The following is a 10,270-nucleotide window of genomic DNA, read 5'->3' as shown; positions in this document are numbered from 1 at the left end:
TGTGAAAGTAGGTAATCGCCAGGCTCTCCCTTGAAACCCCCCAGTACGAAAGTACTGGGGGGTTTTGCTTTTGCGGCATCTGCTTTCGAATATCTCGAAAGCAAGAAATAAATTAGCTCGCCGATGGTCGCAGGGCGCGCATGCCAAGTTTCGCAATGGCGACTATAGCCGTGACCAGTGCACCCGCTACGATGCCCGTCAGTGCATTGATCAATGCCGGGCCTAGCATTCCCAGGCCTGCTCCGATCATAGGTACCCCAGCCAGCATCTCAGTCGTGGGCCCTGCCAGATGATGCACGGCAGGAATACCGTGAACCAGAATCCCGCCCCCCACCAGGAACATCGCCGCTGTGCCGATCATGGACAGCGTGCGCATCAACCAAGGCGCCAGGCGCAGGATGCCGCGGCCAATGGCTCGCGCGCCGGCGGAAGCCTTCTGGCTAAGATACAGGCCAGCATCGTCCAACTTGACGATGCCCGCCACCAGGCCGTAGACGCCCACTGTCATGATCAAAGAGATGGTCGACAACACGGCCACCTGGGTGCCGAATGTCGCACCGGATACCGTCCCGAGCGAGATCACGATGATCTCCGCCGACAGGATGAAATCAGTGCGCACCGCACCGCGAATCTTGGCTTGCTCATAGGCAGCCATATCCGTCTCGGGATTTGCCGCTTGTGACGCTTCGGAATCGGTTTGCCCCTGAGTGGAATCGCTATGCAGGAAACGGTGCGCAATCTTCTCGAATCCCTCGTAGCAAAGAAAGGCGCCGCCAGCCATCAGCAGTGGCACGATGGCTGCGGGCACGGCAGCGCTGATCGCCAGAGCTGCCGGCACCAGAATCACCTTGTTGCGAAAGGACCCCAACGCTACAGCCCACACAACGGGTAATTCGCGCTCTGCCTTCACGCCGCTGACCTGCTGCGCATTCAAGGCCAGGTCGTCGCCTAGTACGCCGGCTGTTTTCTTGACCGCAACTTTACTCATGGTGGCTACATCGTCGAGGATGGAGGCGATGTCGTCGATCAGCAGAAGCAGGCTGGTGCCGGCCATATCCAAGGTTCCCAAGTAGACGTAAGGAAAGCACCCCGTCGCACGGAGGGCGCATAGCGCGATACTGTGCCACAGGCGTCGCAAGCGATGCGAACCATCGCCATTCCGGCGTCGCGCCTCTAGGGGGCTGGCAATTCAGGATGTGAATCGGAGCCGCCTGGGGCATCCGTCAAAAAAAAAGACCGCCGGCGGGATAGCAGGGCGGTCTACGGGAAGTCTCGTCGGGGTCAAGCAACGAGTAATTGAAATATGCCAAACTACACGCCTGCTTGCTATCCGCCGTCGGTGGGGGGCACGCTGCCTCTCTTGCCGAACATGAGCACAGAAGCGCCCCCATTGGGAGTGAGAAGGGGACATGAATGAGAAAAGCAGCAGCAAGTACTGCCGGATATGGCGAGAACGCGGCCGCATTGGTGCAGCAGTACGAGAGCCTCCAGTTCGACGATATCCACCGAGACGTACTGCACCTATTTCCACGTGAGCTCAGCAATATTCTGGATATCGGAGCAGGGTCAGGCCGCGATGCGGCCGCGCTCGCCCGCTTGGGACATCGGGTTGTGGCCGTGGAACCCACGGGCGAATTGCGTCGAGAGGGGCAACGCATTCACGCGGCATTGCCGATCGAGTGGGTGGATGATTCACTGCCACACCTGTCGGCGATGCGATCCAGGCGAGAGCATTTTGAGCTGATACTCCTGACTGCAGTATGGATGCATCTGGATGCCACCGAACGACCCATTGCGATGAACTCGATCGCGGAGCTGCTAGCGCCGGGCGCCACGATCATCATGTCGCTCCGCCACGGACCTATTCCCCGAGGTCGAAGGATGTTCGACGTTTCTGCCGATGAGACGCTGGCGCTTGGCCGAGCGGTTGGCTTGACCGAAAGCTACTGCGGGCAGCGTAAGGATACGCAGGGCCGGGACTCGATTTCCTGGAGCGTGATTGCCTTGCAGATGGCATGGCCGAGCGGTCCCGGGATGTCCGAAATGCTCATGCCCGGATCCGGGCGAGGCTTTGGGAGATAGCCATGGTTCAAAAATTATTCCACGAACTGCCAGTGGATGAGCGCGAGGGTTTCGAGTCGGCTTGCGCACTGCATGGATTTGTACGAGAGGACTTCGATGTGGCTGCGGAGGAAGGCACTCCGTTGAGCGGCGGGCCGAATCGTATCTTGCGGGAGGTCATCGTCGCCCGTGTAGCCGGCGGCGAGGCTCGGCGCTATCCTGGCGGAGCTGGGGCCGCATGGACGGTGGCATTCGAGCAAGACCTGGAGCGGGATGTCTTCGGCTTTCCTCTTGCCGATTAATTGAGCCGTCGGGCGCGCCCCCCGAACTCGCGAGCCCTCGTCGATGACCCCAAGGCTGGCAGTCCGGCACCAAAGCCCAGCTGGAGGGGCAGAGGCCACTCTCGCGCGTGGGCAGCAATAATCCACCGCTGTGGGCCACAGCAAGAGGGGGAAGAAGGGATCTTGGCGCGCGCGAGTGCAGAAAACGAAAACGGCGCCAAGGGCGCCGTGGGAAAATTTCGCTTTCCGTGGGAAAGTTCGTATCGTGAAACGACTAGGTAAAGCGTAAGCCGTTGATACTAATAAGAATTCTGGGGTGGCTGATGGGACTCGAACCCACGACGACAGGAATCACAATCCTGGACTCTACCAACTGAGCTACAGCCACCGTCGATGTCGTTCTGCTTGGTGCCGAACGACGAAGAACAAGATCATACAATGCCAAAAGCCGGATGGCTAGTACTCTGCACAAATTTTTTTAGTGCCACCTGTTTAACCGGCCAGCTTGGAGGATTCCTCCAGCTCGAGCATTCGGCAGATAGCGGCCATGCTGCCAACCATGGTGCGTCGTTGCGCGCCCTGGTAGATGCGCACGCCTTTTGATTGGCGAAAGGGCACGGGCTTGACGGGGCGACGGGCGGAGAGGCGGTTGGCTGGCAGCATGGCTACACCTGGTGACTTGCAACAACAGTTAGCGGTACCCGCTACGCGGGTGCGTTGGCACAATCGGGTGTCGGCTTGTACGGGGATCGCCCGCCTCAGCCGCACTCGTCAGAAGGCGCCGGGGCGGATGAGGCCGACAGCGATGCCTTCTAGTGAGAACTCTTCGCGGCCGGCTTGCACGATGATGCTGGGGAAGTCGGGGTTCTCGGCGATCAGCTCGATGGTGTCGCCGCGGCGGTTGAGGCGTTTGACGGTGACGTCGTCGCCCAGGCGGGCGACGACGATCTTGCCGTTGGCGGCTTCGCTGGCGCGCTTGACGGCGAGCAGGTCGCCATCGAGGATGCCGGCGTCGCGCATGCTGAGACCACGCACCCGGAGGAGGTAGTCGGGCTGCACGTCGAACACCGATGCGTCGACCTGGTATTGGCGGTCGATGTGTTCGGCGGCAAGGATCGGGCTGCCGGCTGCGACGCGCCCGACCAATGGCAGGGTTAGCTGCATGACGCCAGCCATAGGCAGGGAGAACTGGTCGGGTAGCTCGGAGTCGCTACGGGAGACCTTGAGGCGAATGCCGCGGGAGGCGCCGGGGGTGAGCTCGATCACGCCTTTGCGGGCCAGGGCACGTAAATGTTCCTCGGCTGCATTGGGTGAGGAGAAGCCAAACTTGGCGGCGATCTCTGCGCGCGTGGGCGGAAAGCCCGTGTGCTGGAGGCTGCTGCGGATCAAGTCGAAAATCTGCTGCTGTCGCGGTGTCAGGGTCGCCATGGTCGCCGGTGTTTGAAAGCACTGTATGTTTAAACAGTATGCTGTGATTTTATACAGTATCGAGTGAAGTGCAAGCGGAATTTTTGGGAGTTTGCGCATTGACAGGTGCGTCCCGCGGGTCTTGGCGCGTGCCGTGGCGAGTGGGCGGAGGGTTACAATCCGCGGCACCTGAAGCGTCTTGCGTTGCGCACTGTTCAACTTTTCTGGGGCTCCCGAGCTCATTTCCGCCATGTCTCTCCTGCCTCGTGTCGTCGTGCTCGCTACCGGCGGCACCATTGCCGGTTCTTCTTCCAACCCAGCCAGCAGCGCGAAGTACCAGGCGGCGACGGTGCCGGTGACGGCGCTGCTCGATGCGGTGCCGGCGCTGGGCACGGTGGCGCGGATCGAAGCCGAGCAGGTTGCGCAGGTAGATAGCAAGGACATGTCGTTCGCGCTCTGGTCCAGGCTGGTGGAGCGCGTGGCGTTCTGGTCTGCGCAGCCCGATGTGTCGGGCATCGTCATTACGCACGGCACCGATACCCTGGAGGAGACGGCCATGCTGCTGCACCTGGCCTGCGTGGGTGGGGTGCCAGTTGTGCTGACGGCTGCGATGCGACCGTCGACCTCGTTGTCGGCGGATGGCCCGTTGAACCTGCTGGATGCGGTGCGCGTAGCGGCGGATGCTGGCGCGACGGCAAAGGGCGTGCTGCTGGTGATCAATCAGGAGATTCACGCGGGGCGCGACGTGATGAAGGCGCACACATCGGCGGTGAATGCGTTTGTGTCGCCGGTATCCGGGCCGATTGGTTTTGTTCAGGACAACCTCGTGCGCTTTGTGCGCACCCCCGGGCGCTTGCCGGCCAAGGCCTGGCCGGTCCCTTGCGTATGGCCGCAGGTCGAGATCGTGGCTAGCTATGCGGAGCCGGGGCGGATCGTGGTGGATGCCTTGGCGCAGGCGGGCGTGTCGGGCCTGGTCGTGGCTGCTGCTGGCAACGGGTCGGTTCACCAGGCGCTGGTGGAGGCGCTAACGGATGCTGCCGGCGCCGGCGTGGCAGTGGTGCGCAGTTCGCGCACAGGGGCGGGGCATGTGGCGATTCCAGCGCCTCCCCGGCCGGCGTCGGGCGTTTTTGTTTCGGCCGGCGACCTCAATCCTTATAAGGCGCGTGTGCTCCTGGCGCTGGCTCTGGCTGGGGAGCCAGGACTGGCAAAGGATCCGGCGGCGCTGCAGGCGCTATTCACCGAAAACTGAGGCGGCTTGCTCCGGATGGCAAAAGCACGCTATACTTTAAGGCTATTCAACCTTGCTGCACCGGACATGGCGCTCGGGCAGCTTATCCAAAAGGAGCGTCAATGCGTCATTACGAAATCGTATTTATCGTCCATCCGGACCAGAGCGAACAAGTCCCGGCCATGATCGAGCGTTACAAGACGCTGGTCACGTCCCAGGAAGGCCAGATCCACCGCGTGGAAGACTGGGGTCGCCGTCAGATGGCCTACATGATCCAGAAGCTGGCCAAGGCTCACTACGTTTGCCTGAACATCGAATGCGGCAAGGAAACCCTGGCTGAACTCGAACACGCGTTCAAGTTCAACGATGCAGTGCTGCGCCACCTCATCGTTCAGACCAAGAAGGCTGAAACCGCACCGTCCCCGATGATGAAGGAAGTGCAGCGCGAAGAAGCTCGCAAGGCCGCGCAACAGACCAGCGAAGTCCAGGCCGCCTAAGTGCGGACTGTTGTGGTTGCCGCCGGCGTTGATCGCCGCGGCGGCAAGTGCGGGCATCGGTGCGGGAGAGTGCGTTGAACCAGTTAAGGCTCTGCGCAACGCTCGCGGAACGCGATGCCTTGCGTTACACCCCGGCCGGGGTCCCCGTGGTCAACTGCATCTTGCAGTACGCGGGCGAGACGGTCGAGGCGCAAACGCCCAGGCAGGTGGAGTTCGCCATCGCCGCCATGGGAATTGGTCAGATCGGCCAGCGGCTTGAGCGTACTCCGCTCGGCGCGATGCTCGACTGCGAAGGATTCCTGGCCCGCAGGCACCGCAACAGCAAGGCTCTCGTCTTTCACATCACTGGATGTAAAGCATTCGAAAAGGATTGAATCATGGCATTCGTCAAACGTGACAACAAGAACAAGAAGCGCTTCCAACAGCAAAACCCGCTGTTCAAGCGCAAGCGCTTCTGCCGCTTCACCGTGGCTGGCGTGGAACAGATCGACTACAAGGATCTGGACACCCTGAAGGATTTCATCGGCGACAACGGCAAGATCACGCCGGCCCGCCTGACCGGCACCAAGGCGCACTATCAGCGTCAGCTCGACACGGCCATCAAGCGCGCGCGTTTCCTCGCGCTGATGCCCTACACCGACCTGCACAAGAACTGATCGGCCCTAGGTCCGTTAAGGAGAAAACACGATGCAAATTATTCTGCTTGAAAAAGTCATCAACCTGGGCAACCTGGGTGACATCGTTCGCGTGAAGGACGGCTACGCCCGTAACTTCCTGATCCCGAACAAGAAGGCCCGCCGCGCTACCCAGACCGCTATCAGCGAGTTCGAAGTCAAGCGCGCCGAACTGGAAAAGGCGGCCGCTGAAAAGCTGGCAGCTTCGCAAGCTGAAGGCGAAAAGCTGAATGGCCTGACCGTGCAGATCACCCAGAAGTCGGGTGTGGACGGCCGCCTGTTCGGTTCGGTGACCAACGCCGACATCGCTGAAGCCCTGGCTGGCCAAGGCTTCAAGGTCGAGAAGGCGCAAGTGCGCCTGCCCAATGGTCCGCTGAAGGTTGTTGGCGACCACCCGGTCAGCGTCTCGCTGCACACCGACGTGCTGGTCGACGTGACGGTTTCCGTCCTGGGCGAACACGCCTAAGCATCGGCCTTGCTGCCGGTTTCCACTTGTCCTTCGGGCTGGTGGGAGCCGGATGCCAGCGCCGCTTGCTTGACCAAACAAAAAGGCAGGAGCATCGCGCTCCTGCCTTTTTGTTTGGCCGCGCCCCTTGCTTGCCTGATTGCCCGACTGCTACGGGGCGGGGCCGGTTGTCCCGCCGTCACACGGCAGGATGCCCCAACAGCCGGCTGCGAATTCTCCGCCGGCTCGCTGGCGTCGACCGTTATAATCCCCCCCTATGAACGCGCCTGTCGCAGACCCCCAACTAGACAATCTCAAGGTACCGCCGCATTCCATCGAGGCCGAGCAATCGGTGCTGGGTGGCCTGCTGCTGGACAATGCCGCCTGGGACCGTATCGCCGACTTCCTGAACGAAGCCGATTTCTATCGCTTCGATCACCGGATGATCTTCCAGAGCATCTCCCGGTTGATCGCCGCTACCAAGCCGGCCGACGTCATCACCGTCTACGAGTCGCTGCAAGGCGCTGGCAAGGCGGAAGAGGTGGGCGGCCTGGCCTATCTGAATTCCCTGGCGCAGAACACGCCTAGCGCGGCCAATATCCGCCGCTATGCGGAGATCGTGCGCGAGCGCTCGGTGCTGCGCAAGCTGGTGACGGTGGCCGACGATATCGCTACCGCGGCGTTCGCCCCCAAAGGGCGCGAGGTGCGGGAGTTGCTCGACGAGGCGGAATCCAAGGTGTTCGCCATCGCCGAGGAAGGCTCGCGCGGGCAAAAGGGGTTCCAGGAAATCCAGCCGCTGCTGACCCAGGTGGTCGAGCGCATCGACGAGCTGTACCACCGTGACTCGAGCACCGACGTCACCGGCGTGCCTACCGGTTTTATCGACCTGGATCGCATGACCAGCGGCATGCAGGCCGGCGACCTGATCATCGTGGCGGGGCGCCCCTCCATGGGTAAGACCGCATTCTCGCTAAATATCGGCGAGCACGTGGCGGTGGAGCAGGGCCTGCCGGTGGCGGTGTTCTCGATGGAAATGGCGGGCACGCAGCTGGCCATGCGTATGCTGGGCTCGGTCGGCCGGCTTGACCAGCACCGCCTGCGTACCGGCCGCCTGCTTGACGAAGACTGGCCGCGGCTCACGCACGCGATCCAGCGCATGAACGATGCGCAATTGTTCATCGACGAAACACCGGCGCTGAGCTCGATGGAGCTGCGCGCCCGTTCACGCCGGCTGGCGCGCCAGTGCGGCCAGCTCGGACTGATCGTCATCGATTACCTGCAACTGATGTCGGGCTCGGGTGGCGGCGAAAACCGCGCCACCGAAATCTCGGAAATCTCGCGCTCGCTCAAGGGCCTGGCCAAGGAACTCAACTGCCCGGTGATTGCACTGTCCCAGCTGAACCGAAGCCTGGAACAGCGTCCGAACAAGCGCCCGGTGATGTCCGACTTGCGTGAATCCGGCGCTATCGAGCAGGATGCCGACGTGATCCTGTTTATTTACCGCGACGAGGTCTACAACCCCGATTCGCAGGACAAGGGCACGTCCGAGATCATCATCGGCAAGCAGCGTAATGGCCCGATTGGCACCGTGCGGCTGACGTTCCTGGGGCAGTTCACCAAGTTCGACAACTTCAGCGGTGGCCCCGCCTTCTTCGACAACGACAACTGAAGCCAGTCTTGGCGCGGCTTGCCGGGCATCGTGGCTCGGTGGCCACATGGCCACAGTCGATCGCGCCTGCCGCGCGTCAAAGTCCTCCGGCATCGCCGCACAAACCTGTAAAATATTGCGTTTTGATGACAGCCGCCCTCGGGCGGCTGTCGTTTAATGCGTATCCGCCTGATTCAGTAACTACCCGCGGCGCCCCCGCGCTTCGACAAGGAACATTCCATGTTCGGCCGATTCATGCCCACTGAGGGCAAGTTCTTCGAATACTTCAACCAGCATGCCGATTGCGCGGTGACCGCCGCCCGCGAGCTGGAAGTGCTGGTCAACGACCTGCCCAATGCCGAGGCCCACGCTCGCCGCGTGCAGGCCACGGAAAAGAAAGCCGACCGCATCACGCACGACACGATCGACCTGCTGCACAAGACCTTCATCACGCCGCTGGACCGCGATGAGATCCACAAGCTCATCACCACCATGGACGACATCCTCGACCTGATGGAAGACGTGGCTGAAACCATCTCGCTGTACGACGTGACCAGCCTGACCGATGAGGCGCGCAAGCTGGCCTCCATCTGCGTGCAGTGTTGCGACCAGGTCAAGATCGCGGTCGGCCTGCTCGAGGACATGAGCAATGCCGGCGCCATCCTGAAGACCGCGCAGCAGATCGACCAGCTCGAGTCCGAGGCTGATCGCGTGATGCGCGCCGCCATGTCCAAGCTGTTCCGCGACGAAACGGACGTCAAGCGCCTGATCAAGCTGAAGGCGATCTACGAACAGCTCGAAACCATTACCGACAAGTGCGAGGACGTCGCCAACATTCTCGAAGGCATCGTCCTGGAAAACGCCTGAGGCACAAATCGGCATGCAAACAATACAAATGAGCCTGTGGGTCATTGGCCTGCTGGTGGCTCTCGCCCTGCTGTTCGATTTCATGAACGGCTTTCACGATGCCGCCAACTCGATTGCCACGGTGGTGTCGACGGGCGTGCTCAAGCCGCACCACGCGGTGGCCATGGCGGCCATGTGCAATGTGGTGGCGATTTTCATCTTCCATCTGAAGGTGGCGGCAACCGTCGGCACTGGCACGATCGACGTCAACATCGTCGATCACTACGTGATCTTCGGTGCCCTGATGGGTGCCATTGCCTGGAACCTGATCACCTGGTACTACGGCATTCCCTCGTCGTCCTCGCACGCGCTGATCGGTGGCTTGGTTGGGGCTGCGGTGGCCAAGAGCGGCACCAGCGCACTGGTGGGCGGCGGTCTTCTCAAGACCGTGGCTTTTATCGTCATTTCGCCGCTGCTGGGCTTCCTGCTTGGCTCGCTGATGATGGTGATCGTGGCCTGGACATTCTTCCGTACGCCGCCGTCGCGGGTCGATCGCTGGTTCCGCAGGCTGCAACTGGTCTCGGCATCGCTGTACAGCCTGGGCCATGGCGGCAATGACGCGCAGAAGACCATCGGCATCATCTGGATGTTGCTGATCGCCAGCGGCCACGTGGCGCAGGGCGGTGCGGAGCCGCCGATCTGGGTCATCGTTTCCTGCTACGTGGCGATCGGCATGGGCACCATGTTTGGCGGCTGGCGCATCGTGCGCACCATGGGCCAGAAGATCACCAAGCTCAAGCCGGTAGGCGGCTTTTGCGCGGAGACGGGCGGCGCGATCACGCTGTTCATTGCTTCGGCGCTGGGCGTGCCGGTGTCGACCACCCATACCATCACCGGCGCCATTGTCGGCGTGGGCTCGGTGCAGAAGATGTCGGCGGTGCGCTGGGGCGTGGCCGGCAATATCGTCTGGGCCTGGGTGCTGACGATTCCCGCATCCGCCTTCATGGCCGCCATCGCATGGTGGATTGGCCGGCAGATCCTCTAAGCCTCCGGGTCATCGGATTCTCGCTCGACAAGCAAACAAAAAGCCAGGCGCTATGCCTGGCTCAGATTGCTGACGAACCCCACATTTTTCGGAGTGTGGGGTTTTTTGTTTGCGACGGTGCTGGCGTCAGGCCAAGTC

13 protein-coding genes and 1 tRNA gene are annotated in these 10,270 nt (G+C 61.7%); 10 read left to right on the top strand and 4 right to left on the bottom strand.

Annotation, left to right across the window (positions count from 1 at the left end; all coding sequences use genetic code 11):
• Nucleotides 1-112: 112 nt before the first annotated feature.
• Nucleotides 113-1,054 (bottom strand): DUF808 domain-containing protein, encoded by a 942-nt coding sequence (locus AC07XB_RS38505; protein ID WP_492376375.1) that lies wholly within the window; start codon nucleotides 1,052-1,054, stop codon nucleotides 113-115.
• A gap of 359 nt (nucleotides 1,055-1,413) precedes the next feature.
• Here AC07XB_RS38505 and AC07XB_RS38500 point away from each other — a divergent pair, with 359 nt between their 5' ends.
• Both AC07XB_RS38500 and AC07XB_RS38495 read left to right on the top strand, forming a co-directional pair.
• Nucleotides 1,414-2,082, top strand: a complete 669-nt coding sequence (locus AC07XB_RS38500; protein ID WP_492376376.1) for a class I SAM-dependent methyltransferase — start codon at nucleotides 1,414-1,416, stop codon at nucleotides 2,080-2,082.
• Between the two features lie 2 nt (nucleotides 2,083-2,084).
• Nucleotides 2,085-2,363: a hypothetical protein gene (locus AC07XB_RS38495; protein ID WP_492833100.1), complete on the top strand. Its 279-nt coding sequence runs from the start codon at nucleotides 2,085-2,087 to the stop codon at nucleotides 2,361-2,363.
• Nucleotides 2,364-2,654: 291 nt separating this feature from the next.
• Here the strand turns inward: AC07XB_RS38495 and AC07XB_RS38490 are convergent.
• The 3 genes from AC07XB_RS38490 to lexA all read right to left on the bottom strand — a co-directional run bounded on the left by AC07XB_RS38490 (nucleotide 2,655) and on the right by lexA (nucleotide 3,770).
• Nucleotides 2,655-2,730 (bottom strand) — tRNA-His (locus AC07XB_RS38490).
• Between the two features lie 104 nt (nucleotides 2,731-2,834).
• A complete protein-coding gene (locus tag AC07XB_RS38485) occupies nucleotides 2,835-3,005 on the bottom strand; it encodes a hypothetical protein (protein WP_170301734.1) in 171 nt (56 codons plus the stop codon).
• Nucleotides 3,006-3,113: 108 nt separating this feature from the next.
• The gene (gene lexA / locus AC07XB_RS38480) at nucleotides 3,114-3,770 is read right to left on the bottom strand and encodes a transcriptional repressor LexA (protein WP_006163593.1); all 657 of its coding nucleotides are present in this window, start codon (nucleotides 3,768-3,770) and stop codon (nucleotides 3,114-3,116) included.
• 229 nt (nucleotides 3,771-3,999) lie between these two features.
• Here lexA and AC07XB_RS38475 point away from each other — a divergent pair, with 229 nt between their 5' ends.
• From AC07XB_RS38475 to AC07XB_RS38440, 8 genes are all read left to right on the top strand, one after another.
• Nucleotides 4,000-4,998, top strand: a complete 999-nt coding sequence (locus tag AC07XB_RS38475) for an asparaginase (RefSeq protein ID WP_492833098.1) — start codon at nucleotides 4,000-4,002, stop codon at nucleotides 4,996-4,998.
• Nucleotides 4,999-5,099: 101 nt separating this feature from the next.
• Complete coding sequence (gene rpsF / locus AC07XB_RS38470; RefSeq protein ID WP_006163598.1) at nucleotides 5,100-5,474, top strand: 30S ribosomal protein S6; 375 nt, start codon at nucleotides 5,100-5,102, stop codon at nucleotides 5,472-5,474.
• Between the two features lie 74 nt (nucleotides 5,475-5,548).
• Nucleotides 5,549-5,848: a primosomal replication protein N gene (gene priB / locus AC07XB_RS38465; protein WP_043352030.1), complete on the top strand. Its 300-nt coding sequence runs from the start codon at nucleotides 5,549-5,551 to the stop codon at nucleotides 5,846-5,848.
• A 3-nt stretch (nucleotides 5,849-5,851) separates the two neighbouring features.
• Nucleotides 5,852-6,130, top strand: a complete 279-nt coding sequence (rpsR, locus tag AC07XB_RS38460; RefSeq protein WP_006163606.1) for a 30S ribosomal protein S18 — start codon at nucleotides 5,852-5,854, stop codon at nucleotides 6,128-6,130.
• 31 nt (nucleotides 6,131-6,161) lie between these two features.
• Entirely contained in the window at nucleotides 6,162-6,614 is a 453-nt protein-coding gene (rplI, locus tag AC07XB_RS38455) for a 50S ribosomal protein L9 (protein ID WP_150983655.1), read from the top strand.
• 256 nt (nucleotides 6,615-6,870) lie between these two features.
• On the top strand, nucleotides 6,871-8,262 hold the full coding sequence (locus AC07XB_RS38450) for a replicative DNA helicase (RefSeq protein WP_043347242.1): 1,392 nt from the start codon (nucleotides 6,871-6,873) through the stop codon (nucleotides 8,260-8,262).
• 219 nt (nucleotides 8,263-8,481) lie between these two features.
• Nucleotides 8,482-9,108: a DUF47 domain-containing protein gene (locus tag AC07XB_RS38445; RefSeq protein ID WP_043347240.1), complete on the top strand. Its 627-nt coding sequence runs from the start codon at nucleotides 8,482-8,484 to the stop codon at nucleotides 9,106-9,108.
• 13 nt (nucleotides 9,109-9,121) lie between these two features.
• A complete protein-coding gene (locus tag AC07XB_RS38440; RefSeq protein ID WP_416048916.1) occupies nucleotides 9,122-10,132 on the top strand; it encodes an inorganic phosphate transporter in 1,011 nt (336 codons plus the stop codon).
• The last annotated feature ends 138 nt before the right edge of the window (nucleotides 10,133-10,270 follow it).

Source organism: Cupriavidus sp. GW821-FHT02F09 (assembly GCF_059421605.1).
This window is presented reverse-complemented; position numbering and strand designations above follow the sequence as displayed.

What these genes read in the sequence shown, in the direction of transcription:
- AC07XB_RS38505 (WP_492376375.1), bottom strand. Translation starts at nt 1,054, where the DNA reads ATGGCCGGCACCAGCCTGCTTCTGCTGATCGACGACATCGCCTCCATC.
- AC07XB_RS38500 (WP_492376376.1), top strand. Translation starts at nt 1,414, where the DNA reads ATGAGAAAAGCAGCAGCAAGTACTGCCGGATATGGCGAGAACGCGGCC.
- AC07XB_RS38495 (WP_492833100.1), top strand. Translation starts at nt 2,085, where the DNA reads ATGGTTCAAAAATTATTCCACGAACTGCCAGTGGATGAGCGCGAGGGT.
- AC07XB_RS38485 (WP_170301734.1), bottom strand. Translation starts at nt 3,005, where the DNA reads ATGCTGCCAGCCAACCGCCTCTCCGCCCGTCGCCCCGTCAAGCCCGTG.
- lexA (WP_006163593.1), bottom strand. Translation starts at nt 3,770, where the DNA reads ATGGCGACCCTGACACCGCGACAGCAGCAGATTTTCGACTTGATCCGC.
- AC07XB_RS38475 (WP_492833098.1), top strand. Translation starts at nt 4,000, where the DNA reads ATGTCTCTCCTGCCTCGTGTCGTCGTGCTCGCTACCGGCGGCACCATT.
- rpsF (WP_006163598.1), top strand. Translation starts at nt 5,100, where the DNA reads ATGCGTCATTACGAAATCGTATTTATCGTCCATCCGGACCAGAGCGAA.
- rpsR (WP_006163606.1), top strand. Translation starts at nt 5,852, where the DNA reads ATGGCATTCGTCAAACGTGACAACAAGAACAAGAAGCGCTTCCAACAG.
- rplI (WP_150983655.1), top strand. Translation starts at nt 6,162, where the DNA reads ATGCAAATTATTCTGCTTGAAAAAGTCATCAACCTGGGCAACCTGGGT.
- AC07XB_RS38450 (WP_043347242.1), top strand. Translation starts at nt 6,871, where the DNA reads ATGAACGCGCCTGTCGCAGACCCCCAACTAGACAATCTCAAGGTACCG.
- AC07XB_RS38445 (WP_043347240.1), top strand. Translation starts at nt 8,482, where the DNA reads ATGTTCGGCCGATTCATGCCCACTGAGGGCAAGTTCTTCGAATACTTC.
- AC07XB_RS38440 (WP_416048916.1), top strand. Translation starts at nt 9,122, where the DNA reads ATGCAAACAATACAAATGAGCCTGTGGGTCATTGGCCTGCTGGTGGCT.